Source organism: Photobacterium panuliri, from assembly GCF_059920555.1.
The window spans coordinates 1358569-1383091 of sequence record NZ_CP197193.1 but is presented as its reverse complement, the minus strand read 5'-3'; the positions used below and the strand labels follow the sequence as shown (position 1 = coordinate 1383091).

Here is a 24523-nt window from a genome sequence, read left to right as displayed (position 1 = left end):
TTAAGTTAATTTTGACTTTATCCACAAAAACGGTGGGTAACTTTATGGAAAAGTCATGGGTTGTGGTGCTTTTTTGTACAGTAAAGAATAACTTATCTTCATTCACGGAAAGAAGGCTCAAGCCTGTCTCTCTTCCCACCATTGCTGAGCAAGTGTGAGTGCGGCTTGCTGGCTATTCGCTTTATCCATCATTTTCAAGATGATCGCCAATGTTCCAATGGTTGCATATTTTCCGTACTCGCTATGGCGATGACCGAGCCACACACTCTGCAGATACTCTCCGCTTATCTCACCATGTTTGCCTGATGATGCTTCTAGTAAGGTCGGCCACTCTTCGTCAAACCGAATGCCGTTATGCATGCCTGCTATGTGGCAGGTTGTGCGCGGGCTACGTTCGCTTTCGCCGCCTTCGCCTTTGAAAGCAACCATGTTGTTATCACCGACACGGAGTGCGGCATCGGCATGGATTTTCTCGTAGCCTTGGTGGAAGATCCCGTGAATCGAATAGGGGGCGGCTGTTGGGTTAAGGGTTCGGGCAACGGTATTGAGCGGGGTGCGCAGCCCCATGAGATCGCGCAGGGCCAATAGTTCGACAAGCGGTTCACAATAGCTGGCTAGCGGAACATAGCAGATATGGTCGGTTGCAAGGATGGAGGATGCCTCCGCTGGCGTTGCGGCTTGCTGGATTTCAAGGGCTGGGCAGGCGCTTTCGATCTGGTATTTCACCGCATCGACAGCCATGTGTCCGCTAAGTACGACCTTGATGCCGCGTTGGGCGAGCAGTTTGGCGGCCAGCAGCAACCACGGTGGCTGGCGCCTTTTACCGGCAAAACATGGCCAGTCGATAGTGGTATTGATAGCCTGCCATTGCGGGTCGATGCGCTCGCGGAGGGCTTCAATATACCCCGCTGCTTCATCGGCGGTTTCGCAGCGCACCCGTTGTAGCATCAGTAAGGTTGCGAGCTGAAGTAGTTCGGCTTCGCCATTGAGGTACATTCGCAGTGCGTCGCGGGCTTCTTCTTGGGTGAGCGGTCGTCGGCCTTTTTCGCCGCGGCCGACGAGTTTGATGTAATCTGAAAATGCGCTCATTACTCTATTCCTTGAGTTGTTTTTGCCATCGTACCATTTTCTCGTGTATGAACTTAATAACTAGAGGTGATGAGTTATAGGGAGAATTTTAGATGGAGCCGAATAAGTCTAAGCACTGAGCAGTGCTGTCGGTTATATCTTAAAGGTGTGTTTTGTATTGAGGCTGCTATGCCAGATATGTCCCGATTCCGCTCTAAGAATACCAAGCTTGAGCTTTTCCTCAGGCGGCATTTGTTCGCTCGTGGCTACCGTTATCGGCTTCATGATCCCAAGCTGAAGGGGCATCCGGATATGGTGTTCTCCAAATATCATGCGGTGGTTTTCGTCCATGGTTGTTTCTGGCATGCCCATAAAGGGTGTGCTGGTTTTCACTTGCCTAAGACGAATAGACGGTTTTGGGTGAGTAAGTTCAGGAAAAACCAAGAAAGGGATAGAAGGACGAGGGAGTGGCTAGATGAACGTGGTTGGCGGGTGCTGGTGGTGTGGGAGTGTGCGTTGGGTAGAAAGGCCGCTTTTCCGTTGGATGACTTGCTGGATTTTGTTTCCTGCTGGTTAGAAGGTGGCGGTCACTCCTGTGAAGTTTCCGGTAACGCGCCGTTACCTGTATTGAATGTCGACTTTGATGCCTATCAGTCGCCAAGGTGTAATCTTTTGAATTGTATTGATATTCATGCTCGATATACCATCATACGGCTAGTGGAAGGCACGGTGAGGCAGTTAACAGCGAATGCTCAAAAAGATGGTGAGTGCTCATTAGAGGCAATAGCTAAAGCAGCTTAAGTACGTATAGATTAAAAACGCGGCCCATTGGCCGCGTTTTTCGTTAAGGCTGAACAAGAGGTTGTTGTTGCTCTGCTGAGTTGATCCGGCGGCGCTGGAGGGCCACGATCACCAGAAATAGCAGCCCGGCTGGCAGCCAGAACCATTCCTTGGCCCAGCGCTGGGCCGGGATACGCAGCTCGACAATTTCCTGATCGAACATCAGTCCGGCTTTTTCGGCTGGGCTGGAGAAATGGACGATATCAATCAGGGTTTTGCCGTCCTGCTGGTAAGTTTCCAACCCGAGAGCCTGTTGCTTGGCATCGCCGGTATCACCCGCGGGTACTTCGAACAGTACCGAGAAATCCCTGATGACCCCGACAGCATCCTCGCCGCGTATCCGCATGCGCAGGATATCCCCTTCGCTCAGGCTATTGAGTTCTGCACCGAGTTCGCTAGGGGCAACGTAGCGGAACGGATCGGTGATTTGGTCTTGCCAGAATCCCGGGCGGAACAAGGTAAAGGCAACCAGCAGTAGCAGCAGGGTTTCGTACCAGCGGTTGCGGGTCAGGAAGTAGCCCTGGGTGGCTGCCGCGAAGATCAGCATTGCAATGGTGGCTACAATAAAGATGGCGATCCCGTGGGCCCAGTCGACATCGATTAGCAGCAGATCGGTGTTGAAGATGAACAGGAACGGCAGTGCCGCGGTTCGCAGGCTGTAGTAGAACGCGGTCAGGCCCGTCTTGATGGGGTCGCCTTTCGAGACTGCTGCGGCTGCAAATGAGGCGAGGCCAACCGGTGGGGTGACGTCGGCCATGATACCGAAGTAGAACACGAATAGGTGCACAGCGATCAGCGGTACAATTAATCCTTGCTGCTGGCCAAGTACGACAATAACAGGTGCAAGCAGGCTAGATACCACAATGTAGTTGGCGGTAGTTGGCAACCCCATACCGAGGATCAGGCTGAGCAGGGCAGTAAGCATCAGCATCAGTAGCAGGTTGCCCATCGACAGCATCTCGACCAGATCTGCCAGCACCAGTCCCACACCGGTTTGCGAGACGGCACCGACAATGATCCCGGCGGTTGCCGTGGCGATGCCAATCCCTATCATATTGCGGGCCCCGGCGATCAGCCCCTCGCGCAGATCGACAATCCCCTCCTCAACCGTGCCATAGTGATGCTTGCCATCGGTACGCAGCCAGTTAAGCAGCGGGCGTTGGGTCAGCACGATAACCACGAGGATCACCGTGCCCCAGAAGGCGGATAGCCCCGGTGATAGGCGCTCGACCATTAAGCACCATACCAACACCACGACGGGCAGCAGGTAGTGCAGTCCGGAGAGCAGCACGGCACGGGTGGATGGCAGGGTATCAAGGCTAGTATCTTCTTCGCTGGCGAGCGGTTCGTTCATGGCCGCGACTTTTAGCAGGCCAAGGTAGGCGATGCCCAGAAGTATAGCTACGCCGGGCAGGGTGTAGTCGCCCAGCAGAGGTTTGAGCCAGCCTAGGCCATAGTAGACGGCCATCGACAGCCCGCTGATCAGGGCTGCGCCGAAGGCAAATCCGGTCAGTCTGGCCAGCCAAGGACGCACGGTTGCCACCGCAAGGGGCTGCATGCCGAGTTTTAGGGCTTCGAGATGGACGATGTAGAGCAGCGAGATATAGGAAATCGCCGCGGGCAGGAAGGCATGCTTGATGATATCGACATAGGGTATGCCGACGTATTCAACCATCAGGAAGGCGGCCGCCCCCATAACCGGTGGCATTATCTGGCCATTGACCGACGAGGCGACCTCGACGGCTCCGGCTTTTTCTGCGCTGAAGCCGACCTTGCGCATCATCGGGATAGTGAATGTGCCGGTGGTGACGACATTGGCAATCGACGAGCCGGAGATCAGCCCGGTCAGCCCCGAGGCAACGACGGCGGCTTTGGCTGGGCCGCCGCGCAGGTGGCCGAGCATGCTAAAGGCGAGCTGGATGAAGTAATGGCCGGCCCCGGCCCGTTCAAGCAAAGCCCCGAACAGCACGAATAGGAACACGAAGCTGGTGGATACGCCAAGGGCAATACCGAATACTCCTTCGGTGGTGATCCATTGGTGGTTGGCCAGTGCCGGCAGCGGAACGCCACGGTGGGCGAGAAGCCCCGGCATCCACGGCCCAGCCAGACTATAGATAAGAAATAGGCTGGCAATAAGCGGCAATGCCGGGCCGAGAACCCGGCGGGCCGCTTCCAGTAGCAGCGGGATCCCTACACAGGCGGTGATGAAATCGGCGGTGGTGAGGTTGCCCGGGCGCTGGGCCAGTTCGGCATAGAAAACAAAAAGATAAAGCGCTGCTGCGGCTGAAACAAGGCCGAGCAGCCAGTCACTGCCGGGGACGCGATCACGAGGAGAGCGCTTGCGGGCCGGGAAGACGAAGAAGGCCAGCAGCAGGGCGAAAGCCAGATGGATGGCGCGGGTTTCGGTGTCGTTCATCACCCCGAAGCCGATAATGAAAGGCAGCGGCGAGGCGATCCAGAGCTGGAACAGGGACCAAGACAGGGCGAGGGCGGCAATCAGCTTTGCCATTGGCCCGGAAGGTAAGCGGGCGCCAACATCCTGGGCGATGAGCTCTTCGGTCGACAGGGCATCATGGGATGTAATAGGTGTTTTTTCCATAACGTTTACTCAATAGCGAGTGCCGCAAAAGCGGCACTCGTTTTTACAATGCGAAGCATGGCTTAGAGCCAACCTCGCTCCTTGTAATAACGCTCGGCTCCTTCGTGGAGCGGGGCGGTGAGACCGGCATTGATCATCTCTTTCTCGTTGAGCGAGGCAAAGGCCGGATGCAGGCGTTTGAAGCGGTCGATGTTGTCGAATACCGATTTCACCAGTTGGTAAACCAGCTCGGGGTCGGTGTGGGTACTGGTGGAAAGGACTGCTTTGCCACCGAGCGATGGGACGGGATCCGGGTTGCCGCGGTACATGCCGCCCGGGATTTCTGTCTTCGTGAAGTAAGGCTTGTCGGCAACCAGCGCGTCAATGATCGGGCCGGTTACCGGAACAAATACCGCATCTACTGTCGTCGTCGCTTCCTGAATTGCCCCGTTGGGGTGGCCGACAAAGTAGCTCATGGCATCGATGTTGTTGTCGGTCATTGCCGCGGCTTGTTCGGCTGGCTTGAGATCGGCGACAAGGGAGAAGACCGAATGGTTCCAGTCTTTGGCATCGATAAGCTGCTCAAAGGTATCCCGCTGGCCAGAGCCGGGGTTGCCGATATTGACGCGTTTGCCTTTCAGGCCGTCGAAATCGGCAATATTGGCATCTTTGCGGGCAAGGATGGTGAAGATCTCGCTTTGGAGCGAGAAGACCGAGCGGATGTCGGCCATTTTGCCTTGGGTGGCAAAAGGCGCTTGACCGTAAAAGGCTTTGTATTGGTGATCCGACTGCATGACACCGAAGTTGTACTCGCCGCTGCGGATCCCGTTTACGTTGGCCACGCCACCGCCGCTAGCCGGGGCATTGCATTTGATGCCGTGGTCACCGACGCCACGGTTGACGAAACGGCAGATGGACTGGCCGGCAACATAGTAAACGCCAGTTTGACCGCCGGTACCGATGGTAATGAACTGTTCTAAAGCGAGGCTATTCTCGCTATATGATAATGTAGAGGCGGCAGCAATAACGGCTGCAATCAGCGATATTCCTTTCATTTTCTCATTCCTGATTTATCCATAGTCGCTTGGTGGGCAGGCAGGCTTTTGCTTTATGCAGAAGCCTGCCTGTAACGGCACGCTCAATGTGCCACCTAGGTCTGTCATTGTTTTATTTTTTATGATGTTGCTTGTGTGTTGTGTTTGTCCCTGAGAGCGGGATGTGTATCAGTTTGCTTGATTATGCATGTCAGTGACAGCATGTATTAACAAGCCTGTTACTGATTCACTGTAAAGGTAAAAAGAAGTTATGGATATATCGCTTTCCCATATTTTGAGAAATGGCGTTATATTGTGAAAATGCGTGCAAAAGCGGGATATATTGCCTGTTTTATCGTCTGTATGGCGCTGTGCGATCGAGAATAGCGTGACATCACAAGAGATATCCTCTTTTTGATAGCGGATTTTATGGCAATTATGGCTGATTTTTAGCTGTTTTCAGGCTCGGAATGAGGCTGTTTTAATGGGGGTATTCCTACAATAGGAGAATGTTCTGTGCCTTCTTCTGCCGGTGTGAGAAATCGCTGTCAGATTGGAGCTGCTTTTTGACGAGGTTAAGTCGGGAGGATAGAGGGGCTGGTGGCAGGAAAAAGGTGAGTACCGATTATGGCTAGTAATGTGGAGCGGGCGCGGTAGACTGAACGTATATTCATTAACGGAGCCTGCCTGCTATGCCGGTATTACCCAGACATCAATCTGCCACGACTACAGCAAACAGGCGGCAGGGAACGTGTGAGCCAATGTCGGCCGAGCAGTGCCAGCAGGCGAGACTGAGCAAGGACCGCCGTTACGACGGGCTATTCTTCACCGCCGTCAAAACAACGGGGATTTATTGCCGCCCTATCTGCCCGGCTCCAGCACCGCTTGAGCGTAACGTTGAATATTTTCCGTCGGCCATTGCCGCTGCCAACGCTGGGTACCGCCCCTGTTTGCGCTGCCGTCCCGACAGTGCGCCGGGCTCTCCGGCATGGCTGGGTAAAAGCACGACGTTTCGCCGTGCTCAGCGTTTGATTGATGAAGGTGCTTTGGGTTCGGGGGATTTGCCGCAGCTTGCAGCTCGGTTGGGGGTATCTGAGCGCTACCTGCGCAAGCTATTCGATACCGAGATCGGTATGTCGCCGAAAGCCTACAGCCTATATCGACAGTGCCTGCTGGCGAAAAAACTGCTGCATGAGACCCGCTTGCCGGTGACAGAAATCGCCTTGGCGTGTGGTTTCAACAGTATCCGGCGATTTAACGACAGTTTCAGGCAGCATTTTGCCCTGACGCCAACAGAAGTACGTCGTCAGCGAAATAGACAGCCGCTCTCTTCAGGGGCTGTCACCGTGACGTTGGCATATCGTCCCCCTTATGATTGGAGCGCGGTTAGGGATTTTTATTGCTCGCGGCTTATCGAGGGGCTGGAGTGGGTGGGCGAAAATAGCTACGGCCGCACCTTTGGCTACGGGAAGAGTAAAGGGCACTTTACCGCGGTGCATGATCCTGATAAGTCTCGGTTTAATGTGACAATCGAGCTAGATGATATTACCCAGCTGGCAGTTCTTCTTGCCAATATTCGCCGCTGTCTGGATTTGGATGCTGACTCGGCGCGTATTGAGTCATGCCTTGTGCTGGCGATGGGGGAGCCGCTTTTGTCTTCTGGAATTCGTCTGCCGGGAATTTGGAGCCCGTTTGAAGCGGGCGTGCGTGCGGTGCTCGGCCAGCAGGTATCGGTGAAGGCCGCCCGAAACTTGGTGACCAAGCTGGTTGCCATGAATCCTGACAATGAGGATGGGCGGTGCTATTTTCCATCCCCCCAACAGGTAGCTGACTGGGATTTCTCATCGCTCGGTATGCCACAGCGTAGGCGTGATACGCTAAGTATTCTGGCTCGCTTTGCTGTTGATCATTCACTGGATGATCCTGCCGCCCTGTTGGCTTTGCCGGGGATAGGCCCGTGGACGGTAAATTACCTGCGGATGCGTGGACTGAGCGAGCCGGATATTTTCCTTGAGGGGGATCTCGGGGTGAAGAAGGCCTTGACGCAATATCCATGCGAGCCCCTTTCTGCCGCCCCTTGGCGGAGTTACCTGACTTTATATTTGTGGTCGCTACTAGCCTGATGGCAAGTGGTGAATGTAGCGAGATAGATTCATGAACAATCAACTTATCAATACGCCGATTGGCTGGCTGAATGTGCTGGCCAACAACAGCGCGGTGACCGAAATCGCCTTTGATGCCTCTGCCGATTTGGCCCAGAATCCCAGTCCGTTGACCCAACAGTGCTGCTTGCAGCTGGCCGAGTATTTTGCCGGCGAGCGAAGCGAATTTGAGTTGCCATTGGAGATGGCCGGAACGGCCTTTCAGAAAACGGTTTGGCAGGCTCTCAAGCAGGTTGGATATGGAGAGACTTGCTCCTATGCCGATATCGCGCGGGAAATAGGAAACCCCAAAGCAGTAAGGGCGGTGGGGGCGGCAAACGGCAAAAACCCCATACCGATCATTGTACCCTGCCATCGGGTGATAGGCAGTTCCGGTAAGCTCACCGGATATGCTGGGGGACTGGACATTAAAGTGTGGTTGCTTGACCATGAGAAGCAGATGGATTCGGCAAACTACTGAGCTAAGGATTGGATTATGGTGATAGAACCGATTATCAACGGCGTGATTGCTCGTTCGGCCCACCCCTATGGCTGCCAACAGGCTGTCAGGAACCAGATCGACTACGTCAAGAAGGCTGCGCCGATTATCAATGGGCCCAAGCGGGTGCTGATACTCGGGGCTTCTTCGGGATTTGGTCTGGCGTCGCGGATCGCGCTGACCTTTGGTGGGTCTGACGCTGATACCCTCGGTGTCTCGTTTGAGCGTGGCCCGAGTGACAAGGGGATCGGGACAGCGGGATGGTATAACAATATCTTTTTCCGCCAAGAGGCAGAGCGTGCCGGACGGATCGCGACCAATATTGTGGGGGATGCATTTTCACCGGCTGTTCGTCGTCAGGTGATTGATGCGATTCAAGCCGATTTGGGCGGGCAGGTTGACTTGGTGGTGTACAGCTTGGCGACGGGAGTACGACCAAAGCCGGAGGCGACCAATACCGCGCCAGATATGTGGCGTTCGGTGATAAAGACGTTGGGGCAGCCAGTGACAGGCCCTACCCTTAACCTCGAACGCGATACGATGGAAATGCTAACCGTAGGTACGGCTTCGGAGCAGGAGGCTGCTGAAACAGTTAAGGTTATGGGTGGTGAGGTTTGGACGGATTGGATAGCCTGCCTTGCCGATGCCGGGGTATTGGCCCCGGGATGCCGAACCGTGGCCTACTCCTATGTCGGCTCCCCGCTGACTTACCCTATTTATCACCAAGGGACTTTAGGGCAAGCAAAAAAGCATCTCCATCACAGTGCTGATGAGATTAACCAGCGTTTGGCTGATATCGGCGGGCAGGCCCATGTGGCGGTCTGCAAGGCTTTGGTGACCAAGGCCAGCGTGTTTATTCCGGCATTTGCCCCGTATATTTTGGCTTTGTTCAAGGTGATGAAGGCCAAAGGGTGCCATGAGGGTTGCATTGAGCAAATGCAGCGGATGTTCGCGACCAAGTTCTACCCGGATAATGCGGTTGAGACAGATGGGGAACGCCTGATCCGCATGGATGATTGGGAGTTAGCACAGGATGTACAGCGGGAGGTAGCCGAGCTCATGGTCCAGATCAACGAGGACAATTTTGCCGAGCTGGGAGATTACGCTGGATATAAGCAGGATTTTTTGCAGTTGAATGGATTTGCCTATGACGAGGTTGATTATAGTCAGCCTGTAAGTGTCAATATATTGACGAAAATGCAGCCGTAAACTTATTTTTGTATCAAATGAAATGTATTGAATGAATATGTGCCACAGTCATGCTGTGGCATTTTTTTATCTGTCTGATCATGATTAAAACCGAGATAGTTCTGAATCGGTATTAGTTTATGAATATTACCATTATGGTGGTGGCGATAGATGGATTTTGACATTATCATTAGCCGAAATTACTACAAAAAAGTAACTATAGCGAACGTTGTCGTGGCGTTGCATGGTGACGGTGCATTGTTGTTTCCATTGGTTGGAAGGCAATAGTGTCGCTATGGTTCAATTATTATTGATATGCAAGTTAAAAGAAACGCTATGTCGTTATGGCGTAAGGTCGAGCTGATTATAGGGATGAATGATCAAGCGTGCCGCAGAGGGGCGGATTTCTTGCTTTGTCGTTTAACTCGTAATAAGTAGCTTTTTATGTCAGACAACATTTGTATTTCGGTGTCCGATCATCGTGGCACCTCTCATTATTTAATTAGCCGCCTTAAAAAACGTTATTTTGCATTGGCCGGGTTGTCGCTGTTTGCCGGACTCGGCATCGGTGGATACAGTGTTTATAGCCTGTATCAAGACAACCAATTGTCCCTGCAGCAGATGAGTACCCTCAGCGAGTCGCTTACCGAGGAGAATGCCACCAACCAGGCTTTGCTTGAAAAACTCTCAGAGAAGAAAGCCGAGCTCTCGATGCTTAGCGAGAGGATTGATGACGTTGAAGCCGTCTTGGGGGTTGCGGGCGTAGAAGGTGGCGCAGCGACGCTTGAGAAGAGAGTCAACAGTGCAGCGGTTAGCTCGGCAGTGCGCGGAACATTGTTTAGCTTGATCCCCAACGGCAGCCCGACACCGGGCACCCGTATGTCGTCTCAATACGGAGTTCGGATCCACCCGGTGACGGGTAAGCGCAAGCGTCATTTGGGGCTGGATTTTGCCGCCAATATCGGCACGGAAATTTTCTCACCGGCCGACGGCGTGGTGGAGGTGACCCGCCCAAGCAACAAAGGCTCGGGGAACTTCCTTAAGCTCAACCATTCATTTGGTTTTGCGACCAGTTATTCCCATATGAAGAAGTTCAATGTGAAGTCAGGTCAGTTTGTCCGCAAGGGGGATCTTCTGGGCTGGACGGGTAACACTGGATTGTCGACGGGCCCCCATTTGCACTATGAGCTGCGCTTCTTGGGCCGCGCTCTTAACCCTCGTTCGTTTGTCGAGTGGACGCCGGATAACTTCGACAGCTTGTTTGAAAAGGAAAAAACGGTACAGTGGACGTCATTGCTTGATATGGTCGGCCGTGTCGTTACCATGCAGGTTAAACTGACTCAGGCGGTACAGGTCGAGGCACTGGATGCGATTGAGTCGGCTGAACCGAAAAGGGATCCGATTCAGACGGCTAAAAGCGGGGGGAGTGGCCTTAAGGCATTGCCTATGGTGGCGACCTCAAGGTTGTAATTTAATGATTGTCGGCAATCGTAGCCGCTTTGGAGATGATATGGCACGGGAACTGTATATTGGGGTAATGTCGGGCACCAGTCTTGATGGTGTGGATGTTGCTCTGGTTGCGATGGATCAGGCGCAGAAGGTTGAACTATTGGCTTCTGTGGATTTCCCGATGCCCGATCCCCTTAAGGCAGCACTGCTGGATGTCTGTATTGGACAGCCGACAACACTCAAGCAGATAGGCGAGCTGGACCACCAGCTGGGCCAGTTATTTGCCGATGCGATACTATACCTGCTTGAAAAGACCGATGTGGCCGCGGATCAGATCACCGCGATCGGCAACCATGGCCAGACAGTTTTCCATCAGCCTGATGGCCAGTGGCCGTTTACGACCCAGTTGGGGGATGCCAACATCATCGCGGCCCGAACCGGGATCACCACTGTAGCCGATTTTCGGCGCAAGGATATGGCTCTGGGGGGGCAGGGGGCTCCCTTGGTACCGGCCTTCCACCGCTATCTGTTTGAGCAGCGTGATTCGACAACGGTGTTCCTCAATATTGGTGGGATTGCCAATATTTCCGTATTGCGACCGGATATGCCGGTACTGGGTTATGACACCGGGCCCGGCAATATGCTGATGGATGCCTGGGTGTATCAGCAGCTGGGCCAGAAGTATGATCAAGGTGGCGTTTTTGCTGCCAGTGGCCATGTGCAGGAGACATTGCTGGCACAGTTGATGGCCGATCCTTATCTTGCCCGCACCTATCCGAAAAGTACCGGTCGTGAGCACTACAATTTACCGTGGCTGGAAAGCCAGCTCGCACAGTATCAAAGTGCGGTTGAAGAAACGCTGGCTGCGGAAGATGTTCAGGCGACGTTGTTGGAATTTACCGCCGCGACGATTGCCGAGCAGGTCCAGCTCTTTGACGAGGGACCACAACCGCAGTTATTGGTATGCGGCGGAGGGGGCAATAACCCGCAGCTGATGGCTCGCTTGGCGGCACTCTTGCCTGATTGGTCGGTGGCCAATACCCGTGATGCCGGTATAGATCCCGATTATATGGAAGCAATGGCGTTTGCCTGGCTGGCCCGCCAGCGTATGCATGGGTTGCCGAGTAATGTTCCTGAAGTGACAGGGGCTTCTCGGCTGGCATCGCTTGGGGTTATTTACCCCGCGTAACGAAACAGGCATCTATTCCCACTGAGTTCACAGCCAATAGGATGTATGGCATCATGTCAGTGTTATTGGGCAGTGCTGCTAGCACGGTAAATGGTGGGATGATGATGGAAAATGGATCGATAAAGCAGAGGCTTATTGGAATTGGCTTGGTAGTTCTTGCCGTGAGTGCATTCAGCGTTCCATCCTTGGCGAGTGATAAGTCGTCACCCATGCTTACTGAGCCCTTGCCGAATACATCCTTACCTCAAACAACAACACCGAAACGTCAGTTGGGGCAAATTTTTATTGATGCTTCGCAATCTCAGCGCCAGACAGTTGAGTTTGTTGGCGAGGGGGCCCGGCCGGTAAGCAACAATAGGGTTGATAAATATAGTGTCTACCAAAATAAGAATACCACTGATCCTACAGAATTCGGTGGCGGTGTGAAATTCAATGCCACGGATGATTTTAGTATTTCTGTCCAAGCTGGTGGTGAGCTTGGCGATGAAAATACGGTAGATGTAGACAGCGGCTCGGTAAGTTTTGAGTTCAAGTATTAAGCGCAATTAATATTATCTAAAAATGAAAAACCGAAGGCGGTGGTTATCCCTTCGGTTTTTTTGTTTATATTGATGTTATCGTTTTATTTATGGGCAAAGCCGTTGAGCGGTATATAAGTCCAAATCATGACTGAGCCTTGATGCTTGGTACCTATCCCTGAGCCCCCATCTTTGGCTTTGGCCGTTGTAACGATATTTCAGCAACATTTCATGCGCATGTTTCATGGCATTGTTTGCCTTGTGGCATGTCTTCAACCCAAAATGTTGATGAAGCTGAGCATTGAATAGTTTGGTCGCCAAGTATTCAACATTGCTAGATGGGGCTTTTTTCTCTAGCAATTCTTTTGCAATTTCACAATTTTGGATAGTGTGGTTGCCTAGTTGATAACTCTGGGATTGGAACGTTTCCGTGCCGAGGTAATGCCCGTAGACGGGTTTGTCGTAACAAGGTTCGTTTGGTTCAGGCTTGTCTGCAATTTTGGGTTTATCGAATTGAATATTATCAACTTTAAAATACAGCGCTTGGCCTGGTTTCACAACAAAGTTCACGCAGGATCGTAGGTTGCCCTCACCGACCTTTTGGGTCTCGGCATCGGGGTTGAAGGCTTGGCTGGCTCCGATTCTATAGTTCACCGGTGAATTTGATGCTCTGACATCAAAGAAAAGTACTTCGTCGGCATAATGGTCATTATTGGTATCGACCACCCATACAGGTTGCCAGCCATAAGGAACCTCGACTTCACACAGCGTGTATGTATGGTATGGCTTTAGTTTGATTCCTGCAAAATCAATTCTGTTTGGAGGGGTGAAGGCGGAGGTATTGACGCCCGTACCAGAGAGTGTGAATTGCCAGCGGTCTTCTGTCGGGTAACCGTTGGTCAGTTTATCCAGAATGACCATACCGTTTTTGACATTGGTGTATGTACATTCAATAAGCTCGCCGGGCTCCAGCTCGATACTGACTTGGCGAGAAGCGATATCAATTTGGCTGTTTATCGCTGATGATTCTGAACAGGTAAGATTAGCCAGTGAGTAATCCGGGCCGGGATCAGTTTCTACAATGTTATAGCTGCCGGGTAATACACCATCAAAGCGTTGATACTGGCCATGATCCAGATTGAACGGATTTACATTCGGGTCAATGTCATGGGTAAATGAAAAGCCTTCGCCATATTTCGGTTTTGTTTGTTTGTGAATAATAATTGTGCCAGTTTTGGTATTGGTGAAAGAACAAAACTTGGTGGTGCCTGCATCTCGAATAACATCGACGTCAAAGTTGCAGCCGCTGCTGGATACGGGGCGCCAGCCCTCTCTGGGTGATTCCGTGATGGTATAAGTACCGTTTTGCAGTTCAAAGTTGCCGTTGGCACCTTGGAAATACTCAAAGTTTCCGGGGGAGGAATCACTGGTAACCAATGTTATGCCGTTAGCACCCGTACCAGGGCCGGAGAGAGTCATAATCCATCCGTTTTCTTCTCCTTCTGGTAAGGTAATTTTGTCAACGGCCACGAGCACGGGATCTTCCGGTACCGGTGTTGTAAAGATAAAGGCGATTTTATCCTCACAGTCGGCGCTGGTGGGATTGGCTGGCAGTGTAAGATCTGCGAGTTTGATGGTCTCGCCAGCTAAGCCGCCACAACTGGTCACGGTGGCAGTGTGCTGCTCGGGATCAAGGTTGTTGGATGTGTGTTGTTTGGTGAATATATTTTCGCTGCCGGAAAATTCAAACAGAAGCGTATCTACAATTTGATTACTGGCATTGGTTATCTCTACGGTACATTGCAAAGTATCAGGGCTCACCAAAGGCGGTACTGTCAGCTCAACATCGAGGTTAATTAATGCTGAGCGGGTAATTTGGATGGACACGGGATTATCTTGAGTACCGCTTGTGGCCTGCGAGCCATCTGACGCTGTCAATAATGCCCAATCAGATAGCGTGCCTGAAGACGTTGTCGCGATGTTCGCTGTAATTGTTTTGGTGAATTCGGCAAAACCGGCCTGTGTTTGGGTCATGGAGGTCCAAACTAAATCAGGATCAGAGGCTTCCAGTGGTGTGCCGAGGGAATAGTTGTTGCTAAATGAGCCGTCAGCACCAGCGCCGCCAAGGCTATCAACTTGGTAACTAAGGCCATTCCCGGTGATTTTTTCCGTATCGGAAATATTTGCGGTGCTGGTGTCTTGGCCGGATGGTTGGATTCCGAGCCCGTCGTTGTTCAAATCAAAACTGACTTCAGGGGTAATATCAAATGCGATCCCGGTGACCTTATCAATAAATGTCGCAACGGCCGTATCACTTAAATCACTCACTGCTCCTGGGGCATTATAGGTATGAGTGAGTATTTTTTTCTCTTGCCCTGGCAGCAGGGTCTCTTCCCCTGAGGTTACGGTATCCAAGGCGGCAATGGGGGATCCGCCCGCCGCACCGTCGGGATCGCCAAAAATGGTATCGCTGATTACAACGGCCATCTCTCGAGCGGAAGGGTTCGTCGCAAAGATATTGGTGATGACTAATACGCTATCCCCCTGCGTTGGGAGTACGCTCCACTCAACTCGAATTGTGACTTCAGCTGAATTGCTGGTGCTTGTATCACAGGTGTTTCCCAAATCGATGGTTGATGGGGTGGCTGACTTTGTAACATTCCATACCTGCCCGCCTCCTCGAGTCGCCGTCATGTCTTTACGTATTCCGGCTGCGACAAGCTCTCTTACAGAAATGGGTACCGTTTTCTTTCCTTGCTGAAAGTCTTCGGATTCAAACATATAGGCTTGTAAGGATGAACCTGAAAATTGGTTGGCCCCGATAGCTATTCGATTGGCCCAGTCAATCACACAGGTCGTATTTGCTGCCTGGGTAATGGTTAACTGGCGGTAAATAACCGAGTCAATCCCTCCTGTTACCGTACCGCTGCTATCAATGGATTGAGCGCCAACGGTGACCGAGCAGGAAGCATCTGAAAAAACATTCAAGGTATCGGGCGATTGGATAATTTGCACATCGGCAATCTGATCATAACCAATGACACCGCCACTATCAGCATTATCAGCGGCAATAATGACATCATAGGTGATAGCGCCGGAACTGTTGCCGTTGGTCGCTATTAATCGGTGAGGAACCAGATCAAGCTCATTCCAGCCTTTGCCCAAGTTACCTGTGGTATAAGGCGTGTCGTTGCCTCCCAGGCTTGAGGGATCCTGACAGGTGAAGTTTCCATCGGTATTGGGCAGTGTATTGCCAGAGGGAAGCAGTGGAATATTTCCGCCATTGTTACAGCCCTCAAGCCGAAACTGTACGGTATTTGGGGCTGGTATAAATGCAGCTAGAGCCTTCCCAATGGATAAGTTGAACAGAAGAACGAAACCTAGCGCATGTATCATATTGTATCGTTGAAAATACCTTACCATGAGGTGGCTCCTATCCATTGTTGTCATATTTATTTGTCTCAAGAGCAACGGGTCTTATGAGAATGCTTTTATGAGTAGATTAGGCGTGAAGAACCGTTACGGAGAGCCAATAACGTGAAACTCAATAAGATGAGACTGGATAGTTGGATCTGAGACGACGGGTTTACTTGTACAGGGGCGAGACAGAGGTAATTAACAGTGCTGGTTATGTGTTTGCCGACAAATTTTATACTTGCGTATAACTGATTTAGATATGAAGAGAGAAAGCCTTCGCTGGTTTATGGCGCCGTAGTCTATCAGAGTGTAGATAGACTCACACTGAATGATGAATTAAAAATAATAAACGCAACATATAAAATGAGAGCTCACAGGATTTTGTTGTGGGTGTGATTTTATTTTTGTGTCTGTTATGACTTGTATTTTTCAGTGTTTATATTGGTTATATTAAAATGGAATTTAATGTCGTTATTAAATAATTGACTTAATTCTATTTACACATCATTTTTTGTTAGGCTATTATTGAAGTTGTTAAACAGACGGGAGAGTTATATGAAGGTGTTTTTAGTATCATTAGCTGCGCTGTTTTTGTTCGGGTGTTCAACGCCAGAAATTTATAACAACTCATATCAGCCTGATGCTGATCAGATGGAAAAACATGATAATCGTTCATTGCAGCGTGAAAAACATTAGCTGCTCGCAACTTGCTAAACGCTTGCCAACCGATAAAAGCCAGTCTTAACACACTGGCTTTTATCTTTTTCATCAATGCCTTCCCTTCTTACTCTAGGGCTTTTTACGGACTGTTAGCTGTTAGGAGCCATTTAAACATGGTACTTAGCTCTAGATTTCCCGAGATAATGTAGGGTTATCCCATCTATTACAAAATTAATAGGTAAAAATAATTTATTCCTCCAAAGAGTGCTTGGCTTAATTTTCTTATTAGGTTTGGGATTTTTACATTATCGCTATTCCTTTTGCGTTATTTGTTGGTTGTTTTATATTTCAAAACAACAGATAAGGTAACCATTAGTTATGATTTAAATCATGTGACTAATATATAATCTATTTTTGAATGATTTATCTGTTATATCGTGATATTGAAGTTTAATAAAATGTATTCGATTACAATCATGTCGCAGTGAAAAAATGCTTTTATTTTTTTGTTTGCCGAAAAAGTGTGATCCACCGAATAGTTATTAGTTATGCCCACATTATTATTGCCACGCTTTTTTAATCGTAGTCACGATTATTATTGACGTTAATGAATTGGTCGAATCCCATTGTTTGGGGCAAAGGTAAATAACAATGAATAAAAAATTATTAGCAGTGGCAGTTGCCGGACTATTTGTGGGTGGCACAGTACAAGCCGCTACTATTTATAAAAATGATAATGGCGATAACATTAAAGTATACGGTGGTGCAGAAGTTGGTGGCACGATTGTTTCTGATACAGACAAAACGCCAATGGGACCAGATACTACGTATGTAGACCAATCATTTGCCACTATTGGCCTGAAGGGTCAAACCGGTGATTTTTACGCCAAGTTTGAAATTGATGCCGAGCGTGAGCACTGGCTACCAGATAACCACCTGCGTTTGGTTATCGACAAAGTCATGGTGGGTTACAACTTTACTGACAATCATGCCATGGAATTTGGCCGTACCGATACCGCTTACGACAAAGTGGATGCATTTGGTGACGTGACCAACGAATTGGGTTTGGGGATCTCTGAAGCGGGTGATCAGGACAACACGATTCGCTATATCGGTAAATTCGGCAAGGTTAAGATGTCGGTTTCCCACTCTCTGGAAGGCTGGGATGGTGATACCAAAGACGGTGAACCGGTGAAGTACAGCTACATTACTGACTCGCTATACGGTGCAGTGACCAATGGTTTCATTGGTTACTACGGTGATTCGTTCACGGTGATCGCCGGTGCAGAGGTTGGGGATGAGACAGAAATCTATTCTCTTCACGCTGAAGCAAACTTCGGCAACGTGATGCTCGGTGGTTTGGTATTTGACGAAACCAAGAACTTCAACGGTGGTGCTGACAAAAACGAATTCGGCGTCAACCTTGGTGGTAAGTACGCATTGTCAGAGCAACTGAGCCTGCTGGCCAGCATCAACTACGCCGATGTTGACGGCGACACGGATTCCTCAATCTACGGTGTTATTGGTACTGAATATATGTACGCCAAGAACCTGAAGTTGGCTGCCGAAGTCGCTATCGGTGATGTGCTTGAAGGCGAAGACAAAATGGATTCTGGAGCGCTGGCATTCGTTAAGGCTTACTACTGGTTCTAATGTGACAGTTTGATTCTGCCTCAGGGTTTCTCGGTTTACTGCCTCCGGGAAGCCCTTTTTTATACCTACCCGAGGTTCACAATGAAAATTAAGAATATTGCCCTTACCCTGTTGGCCGGTGCTGTTGCTGCCGGGTGTTCTGCCCTTGATATGTCTACTGCCCAAGGTTGGGAAAAGGACAAGGAATACAGCATTACTATTTTGCATACCAATGATAACCACGGTAACTTTTGGCACAACCGCAATGGCGAACTGGGGATGCCTGCCCGTGCGACGTTGATCAACCAAATCCGCGAGGAAGTAAAGGCCGAGGGAGGATCACTTCTTCTGTTATCTGGTGGCGATATCAATACCGGTGTGCCGGAGTCAGACTTGCAGGACGCCGAGCCTGATTTTATCGGCATGAATATGATTGGTTATGATGCCATGGCAGTAGGCAACCACGAATTCGATAACCCGCTTGATGTACTGGCCAAGCAGGTTGAGTGGGCTGACTTCCCGTTCCTCGCTGCCAATATCTACAAAGATGGCAAGCGGATGTTTGCACCGTACAAGATCTTCGATAAGCAGGGAGTCAAAATTGCGGTTATCGGTCTGACCACCGAAGACACCGCCAAAATTGGTAATCCTGAATACATTGCCGAAGTCACGTTCACAGACCCTAAAGTTGAAGCGAAGAAAGTGATCGCGGAACTCAAGGCAGAGCATAATCCTGATGTGATTATCGCCGCGACCCACATGGGCCATTATCAAGATGGTAACCACGGTTCGAATGCGCCGGGTGATGTACTGCTTGCCCGCTACGTGAATGAAGGCGATCTGGATATGATCGTCGGCGGCCACTCGCAGGAGCCCGTATGTATGGAAGGCCCGAATCGCTATGCCAAATTCAAGGCGGGCGACAAGTGTGTGCCGGATGTACAAAACGGCACAACTATCGTTCAGGCCCATGAGTGGGGGAAGTACGTCGGCCGCGCTGACTATACCTTCAAAAACGGCGAGTTTACGCTGGCATCGTATGAGCTGATCCCGGTTAACCTGAAGAAGAAAGTGAAGACGGCTGATGGCAAGAAGGTTCGTGTATTCATCCAAGATGAAATTGCGCAGGATCAGTCTGTTTACTCTACCTTGAAACCATTCAAGGAAAAGGGCGAAGCGGCATTGGATATTGTGATTGGCAAGACCAATGGTGATCTGCAAGGCGAGCGCAGTATTGTGCGCAACAACCAGACTAACCTCGGCCGTTTGATTGCCATGTCTCACATGGAACGTGCCAAGGCAGATTTCGCCGTGATGAACTCGGGCGGCGTGCGGGCATCGATTGCTGGCGGTAATGTGACCTATAAGGATGTATTAACGGTACAGCCATTTGGCAACATCATTACTTACGTTGATATGACGGGGGCTGAAATTCAGGATTACCTGAATGTAGTCGGCACCAAGAGCAAAGACTCCGGTGCCTATGCGCAGTTTGCCGGTGTGACCATGACCGTTGCCGGTGACAAGGTGACCGATGTGAAGATCGGCGGCAAGGCGCTAGATTCTGAGAAGATTTACCGCTTCACCGTACCTTCTTTCAATGCCGCTGGCGGTGATGGCTATCCGAAGATCAGCACGCACCCTGCCTATGTCAACACCGGCTATGTGGATGCAGAGGTACTGAAAGAGTTTATTACCTCGCACTCACCGATTGATGTGAACAAGTTTGAACCAAAAGGTGAGATTGTTTACAAGTAATCTCCAATCTTGAACTCCGCTAAAGCCGCCTCTATTGAAGCGGCTTTTTTATCGGCATGGCTGGCGGGGTTCAACGATAGTGGCGCGAGGACTTAGCTGCCGTTGTGGATTGTATCGATGAGACGCAGGAACATCCTGCTGGCCGTATCGATTAACGGATCGGGGAAGTCAAAATCCGGATTGTGCAATTCGGGGTGGCTCTCACCGCTGCCGAGGCAGAACATATTGCCCGGCCAGGTCGCAAGAAATTCCGCCATGTCTTCCGACCAACGCATCGGCTCTTCTAAAACGATGGTTTTTAGGCCGAGATCCTGTGCGGCAGCCAATACCTGTTCGGTTTGGGGGGCAGCGTTGACGACTGCGCGGAATGACTCCTGCCAGTTGAGCGTCGACTCGAGCTGGTGCTGTTCGCATTGATGCTTGAGCTCCGCCGTAATTGCCCTTTGCATCGCCGCCAAGGTATCGGTTTCCTCACTGCGTAGCGTGGCCTCGATTTTCGCGTATCCCGGCGAGGTGCCGAATGCGGATTCGCCCAGCTTGGCATGAACCACGGTGACAAGGGAAAACACGGGGGAGAATTGCTTGGGGAGCTGCTGGAGGAAGGAGATCAGCGCCACCATCGCCTGGGTGGGATTAATGCCGTTTTCCGGCCGGGCGGCATGGGAGGTTTTGCCGATAAGCTCAATGGATACCCCAGTCGAGGCGCAGGCGAAATTGCCCGGTTTGGTGATCACGCTGTGGCGTGGGTAACCGGGCAAATTGTGGTAGGCAAAAGCCTGATCTACCTGCTGCTCGGCCAGCCAGCGGTTGCCGATCATATCGGCAGCACCTGTGCCCGTTTCCTCGGCTGGTTGGAACAATAGCAATACACGACCAGACGAGGGCGGGGTTAGGCTCAACTGGTGGGCGACGGTCATCAGGCTGGCAGTATGGCCATCATGGCCACAGGCATGCATTACGCCGCAGTGGCAAGATATATGGTCGTGGCTGGCTATCTCCTCGATGGGTAAGGCGTCGAAGTCAGCCCTTAGCAGGGTTGTGGAACCCGGTTTGCCGCTGTTTATTTCGCATACGATCCCCACGCCATTGCTGGCGGTTACTGCTGTTTTGGGTGATAGGCCGAATGCCTGTAGCTGGCGGGCAATGGCATTGGCTGTGCTGTGTTCTTGGCCTGAGAGTTCGGGAAATCGATGGAGTTGCTGGCGAAACAGAACTGGATCAAACTGTGAGGTTGATTGTGGAAGGAATGACATGATGAAACCTTTGATAATACGGATCAAAGGGTTAGCTTACGCCGATGTTGAGTTTCAGAGTGTGAGTTAAATCGCGCTAGCTAGATACGCTGCGTTCTTTATATACGTGCTGGGTGGTATATAAAAAACGCAGGTGTATTGTGGGTAGAAGCTGCTACTGATCTTTTTCAGTAGTCGAAGAATGACGGATGGTTACGGCGGATAACGTTAAACATAACTTTGACTATTTCCTCGCGAAGTTCCGCCGGAACGCCGTCCATCGCCGCTTCTAGTTCTTCGTCGATGATAGGGGTGAGTTCATCGTGAACTTTCTTGCCATAGACGGTCAGGTACAGGCGCTTGGCATTTTTGTGGTTGGGATCAGAGGACGAGGCGATGAATTCATTACGTTGGGCGTGTTTGATTAGGCTGGAAATGGTGCCTTTGCTGCGCATCATCCGCTCAGCCAATACGGACGGCCGCAGTCCATCTTCATAGTTGAGTTCCATCAACATCAATAATTGTTCGATATTGATCTTGTCGTTTTTCTCGGCAATGCGGTGCGCCATGTTGTTCTGGATCAGACGGGTTGCGATCCAGCTTGCACCAGCAGCAGTCTTATATGGTGGTAGTTTGCTAGACATAGGGTATTCCTTAATTGTAAACCCAGCATCTTGAGGTTGCGTGGATATATTCCTTGATAATAGCTTAAGGTTCTATGTCTAATCTACCAGAACAGCTTGTCTGGGAGAATAATGCGGTCTTGGACCATCATATATGCTGGTGCAAAAAAAAGCGCCGAAGAGGACAGGACCTCTCGGCGCAAACAGTGTTAAGCCAACGGATATTGTTATTAATCTATTAGAATCGGTAGTTGATACCGACTTTGAACTGGTTGTCGATATCGCTGCTCTTGCCCTCGAGAGTCTTCACCGTGTATTGGGCGTAAGGGATGAAATTGCCTGCCTTGGTAAACGCGGCCTTGAACTCGTAATCGTCAGCCTTGTATTTTTGCTTGCCGATCGCTTTGTCTAGTGCATCGTGGTTGATCTTTACTTCACCTTGCTTGTGAACCCAGTTGGCCGAAAGGTCGACGAAGTCGAAGCTGTAGCCAAGGGTCAGGTCGGTACGATGAACACGGTCTGATGGGCTGGTACCGCCAAGAGTTTCATCGGTGATGCGTTTTCCTTTGCTGACTGCGACCAATTTTGCATCATCCTTGCGCATGTCATAGCGGTAGCGGGCCGCTACCGAGAAGCCGTTATCAAAGTCGTAACCTGTCTTTAGGCCCACCTTAAAGGTATTGCCGGTTTCATACTCGCCACGAAGGTGGGTCACTCCACCTTCAAGTGGGTCTGGGTTTGTGATTGTTTCCATCACCTTGCCTTTATGGGGCATGGTGTAGGCTAGCTGTGGCTCAACATAAAAGCCGGTAGTGATATCAAAGCGCCATGCTGCGGCAACCGTCCCTTCCTTGAGTTCTTTGAGGCCATCCTTGAAGACTAATTCCCCACCAAATTTCAAGCCATTGTCAAAACCGTAGCCAGCTTTTAGCTCTGTCTCGCTATTGGATATCTGAGAGATATCGAGCGAGGTATTGGCCATGGCTGGGATAGATAGAGTGGCAAGAATTGAGATGGCTAGTAATTTCTTCATTGTAATACCTATATGTGTTTATGAGCTAAATGGTTCGATGTGGAATATATTGGTTTGATGTCGAATGATCAAGTTTTGATCAGTATTAATCTATCTTTGTTCAGCGTTCATTCATCATTGGTAGGTGTGTATTCTTAATGATTTAAATGCAATTCGGTGTAATGTGTTGAATTGAAAGTGGTTTGCTTGCTGGAGGTCCTACTGGCTGAAAAACGCTCTTGAATACTGGTATGTTTGATGTAAAACTATTTGCCGCAAAGTGAGTGCTTTGAAGATGTATAGGGCGCAAATGTTTAACGTTGAAATTAGTGGCGGGTATTTATGAAAGCAGGTTTGGTCTCTTTGACGGTTGCAGCATCATTAGTGACGGCTGGCGTGCAGGCTAATGCCATTACAGATTCGGTAGATGATTCGATGGTGGTTGCCGGTGATGCCATACAGATATTGCTGCCGGCAACAGGCTTGTTCGCGGCTTGGATGCATGATGATGCCGAAGGGGCAAAGCAGCTTGCATACTCTACGCTGAGTACTCAATTAGTTATACATGGCTTAAAGAAAGGTGTCGGTCGCCGTCGTCCCAATGACAGCAGTTGGAACTCATTTCCATCAGGCCATACTGGCGCGGCTTTTTCTGGGGCGGCATTTTTACAGTCTCGTTATGGTTCGGCATGGGGGATCCCCGCTTATGCTGCTGCGACCTTTGTGGGCTACAGCCGAATGCATGGCAACCGCCATTTTGCCGGAGATGTGATTGCGGGGGCGGGCATTGCGTTTTTGACCAACCAGTATTTCGTTTCACCCCACCGGGCCGATGGTGTCTATTTTAATGCTATGCCAACCGCTGATGGATTTGCCGTGGGGATGACGGTCACCAATCAGGCTTTTGAGCCCACTGGCGGCAAGGGATCTCGTGCCGTAATGCAACATCAAGGGGCCAAGAAGAACCGATTCGAGCTGGGAATGGGATTTAACTTGGCTGATTCAGCCGGTCATTTTGGCGCTCGCTCTTATCTGGAAGGGACGGGGGCGATTGATAAGTACCAGCCTTTTGCTTATATCAATTACCAGAGGGACTTGGATAAAGGTAATTTTCTTGAGCTGGAGTTCAACCCCAATGAGACCCGGAGACGTGGTGAGGTAAGCCGGAATTTTTCGCTGGATGGCCACGAATACAAAACAGGGGAGGATGTTTATGCTCAGTTCCGTCACTGGATGCTGGGGGCCAGCTTATACAAGAACGTTTATGACGGAGATGCCCTGAAAATGGATGTTGGTTTAGGCGGTTACCTGCATATGGTCAGCGTCGGGGTCGACAAGGAACAAGGGGGGCAGTACGCCGACAGTACAACGTGGTCATTCCTACCCAGCCTGACAGCTCAGGCAAGGTATATGTTGACGGATGATTTATATCTATCGGGGTCGGGTCAGGCCCAATATTGGGATGATAACAGTTATTTCAATGTAGATGCCGGTGTGGGGTACCAACTGTCCCCCAATTGGGAGGCTGGCCTGAAATACACCTATATCAAGTCAAAATTGGACAATAACCTAGTTGATAAGACCAATTATGATGGTCGTTCGATAGTCCTTTCTATTTCGACCCGATTTTGATTGTGAAAAGGTAATGGTGTTGTTTATTTAATCGCTAGACAGTGGGAGCGAAA

Annotated in this window: 18 protein-coding genes; 10 read left to right on the top strand and 8 right to left on the bottom strand. The window is 50.5% G+C overall.

Annotation, left to right across the window (positions count from 1 at the left end):
• Nucleotides 1-117: 117 nt before the first annotated feature.
• Complete coding sequence (locus ACSF8X_RS22400) at nt 118-1089, bottom strand: glycosyl transferase family protein (RefSeq protein WP_500851521.1); 972 nt, start codon at nt 1087-1089, stop codon at nt 118-120.
• Between the two features lie 168 nt (nt 1090-1257).
• On the opposite strand from ACSF8X_RS22400, the gene ACSF8X_RS22395 reads away from it, so the two are divergent.
• Nucleotides 1258-1869: a very short patch repair endonuclease gene (locus ACSF8X_RS22395; protein WP_500851520.1), complete on the top strand. Its 612-nt coding sequence runs from the start codon at nt 1258-1260 to the stop codon at nt 1867-1869.
• A gap of 43 nt (nt 1870-1912) precedes the next feature.
• Here the strand turns inward: ACSF8X_RS22395 and ACSF8X_RS22390 are convergent, their stop codons facing one another.
• Both ACSF8X_RS22390 and ACSF8X_RS22385 read right to left on the bottom strand, forming a co-directional pair.
• Nucleotides 1913-4507 carry a TRAP transporter permease gene (locus tag ACSF8X_RS22390; protein ID WP_500851519.1) on the bottom strand — a complete coding sequence of 865 codons (2595 nt, stop codon included), beginning with the start codon at nt 4505-4507 and terminating at the stop codon, nt 1913-1915.
• 62 nt (nt 4508-4569) lie between these two features.
• On the bottom strand, nt 4570-5541 hold the full coding sequence (locus ACSF8X_RS22385; RefSeq protein WP_047876849.1) for a TAXI family TRAP transporter solute-binding subunit: 972 nt from the start codon (nt 5539-5541) through the stop codon (nt 4570-4572).
• Between the two features lie 740 nt (nt 5542-6281).
• Here ACSF8X_RS22385 and ACSF8X_RS22380 point away from each other — a divergent pair.
• From ACSF8X_RS22380 to ACSF8X_RS22355, 6 genes are all read left to right on the top strand, one after another.
• Nucleotides 6282-7643 carry a DNA-3-methyladenine glycosylase 2 family protein gene (locus ACSF8X_RS22380; protein WP_500851518.1) on the top strand — a complete coding sequence of 454 codons (1362 nt, stop codon included), beginning with the start codon at nt 6282-6284 and terminating at the stop codon, nt 7641-7643.
• A gap of 31 nt (nt 7644-7674) precedes the next feature.
• Entirely contained in the window at nt 7675-8142 is a 468-nt protein-coding gene (locus ACSF8X_RS22375) for a methylated-DNA--[protein]-cysteine S-methyltransferase (RefSeq protein ID WP_500851517.1), read from the top strand.
• 15 nt (nt 8143-8157) lie between these two features.
• Nucleotides 8158-9369, top strand: a complete 1212-nt coding sequence (gene fabV, locus ACSF8X_RS22370) for an enoyl-ACP reductase FabV (RefSeq protein ID WP_500851516.1) — start codon at nt 8158-8160, stop codon at nt 9367-9369.
• Between the two features lie 423 nt (nt 9370-9792).
• Nucleotides 9793-10818: a M23 family metallopeptidase gene (locus ACSF8X_RS22365; protein ID WP_500851515.1), complete on the top strand. Its 1026-nt coding sequence runs from the start codon at nt 9793-9795 to the stop codon at nt 10816-10818.
• Nucleotides 10819-10858: 40 nt separating this feature from the next.
• Nucleotides 10859-11986 (top strand): anhydro-N-acetylmuramic acid kinase, encoded by a 1128-nt coding sequence (locus ACSF8X_RS22360; RefSeq protein WP_500851514.1) that lies wholly within the window; start codon nt 10859-10861, stop codon nt 11984-11986.
• Between the two features lie 53 nt (nt 11987-12039).
• Nucleotides 12040-12525, top strand: a complete 486-nt coding sequence (locus tag ACSF8X_RS22355; RefSeq protein ID WP_047876845.1) for a hypothetical protein — start codon at nt 12040-12042, stop codon at nt 12523-12525.
• An 87-nt stretch (nt 12526-12612) separates the two neighbouring features.
• Here the strand turns inward: ACSF8X_RS22355 and ACSF8X_RS22350 are convergent, their stop codons facing one another.
• Together ACSF8X_RS22350 and ACSF8X_RS22345 are read right to left on the bottom strand one after the other, a co-directional pair.
• A complete protein-coding gene (locus ACSF8X_RS22350) occupies nt 12613-15900 on the bottom strand; it encodes an autotransporter outer membrane beta-barrel domain-containing protein (RefSeq protein ID WP_500851513.1) in 3288 nt (1095 codons plus the stop codon).
• 535 nt (nt 15901-16435) lie between these two features.
• A complete protein-coding gene (locus ACSF8X_RS22345; protein WP_157037747.1) occupies nt 16436-16690 on the bottom strand; it encodes a hypothetical protein in 255 nt (84 codons plus the stop codon).
• Between the two features lie 542 nt (nt 16691-17232).
• On the opposite strand from ACSF8X_RS22345, the gene ACSF8X_RS22340 reads away from it, so the two are divergent.
• Complete coding sequence (locus ACSF8X_RS22340; protein WP_500851511.1) at nt 17233-18234, top strand: porin; 1002 nt, start codon at nt 17233-17235, stop codon at nt 18232-18234.
• An 81-nt stretch (nt 18235-18315) separates the two neighbouring features.
• Nucleotides 18316-19971 (top strand): bifunctional UDP-sugar hydrolase/5'-nucleotidase UshA, encoded by a 1656-nt coding sequence (ushA, locus tag ACSF8X_RS22335; RefSeq protein ID WP_500851510.1) that lies wholly within the window; start codon nt 18316-18318, stop codon nt 19969-19971.
• A gap of 92 nt (nt 19972-20063) precedes the next feature.
• Here the strand turns inward: ushA and ACSF8X_RS22330 are convergent, their stop codons facing one another.
• The 3 genes from ACSF8X_RS22330 to ACSF8X_RS22320 all read right to left on the bottom strand — a co-directional run bounded on the left by ACSF8X_RS22330 (nt 20064) and on the right by ACSF8X_RS22320 (nt 22859).
• On the bottom strand, nt 20064-21224 hold the full coding sequence (locus tag ACSF8X_RS22330) for an amidohydrolase (protein WP_500851509.1): 1161 nt from the start codon (nt 21222-21224) through the stop codon (nt 20064-20066).
• Nucleotides 21225-21391: 167 nt separating this feature from the next.
• Nucleotides 21392-21847, bottom strand: a complete 456-nt coding sequence (locus ACSF8X_RS22325; protein WP_047876842.1) for a MarR family winged helix-turn-helix transcriptional regulator — start codon at nt 21845-21847, stop codon at nt 21392-21394.
• A 217-nt stretch (nt 21848-22064) separates the two neighbouring features.
• Nucleotides 22065-22859, bottom strand: coding sequence for an oligogalacturonate-specific porin KdgM family protein (locus ACSF8X_RS22320; RefSeq protein WP_500851508.1), 795 nt, complete (start codon nt 22857-22859; stop codon nt 22065-22067).
• A gap of 321 nt (nt 22860-23180) precedes the next feature.
• Between ACSF8X_RS22320 and ACSF8X_RS22315 the strand changes: the two genes are divergently transcribed.
• The gene (locus tag ACSF8X_RS22315) at nt 23181-24470 is read left to right on the top strand and encodes a phosphatase PAP2 family protein (protein WP_500851507.1); all 1290 of its coding nucleotides are present in this window, start codon (nt 23181-23183) and stop codon (nt 24468-24470) included.
• Nucleotides 24471-24523 lie beyond the last annotated feature (53 nt).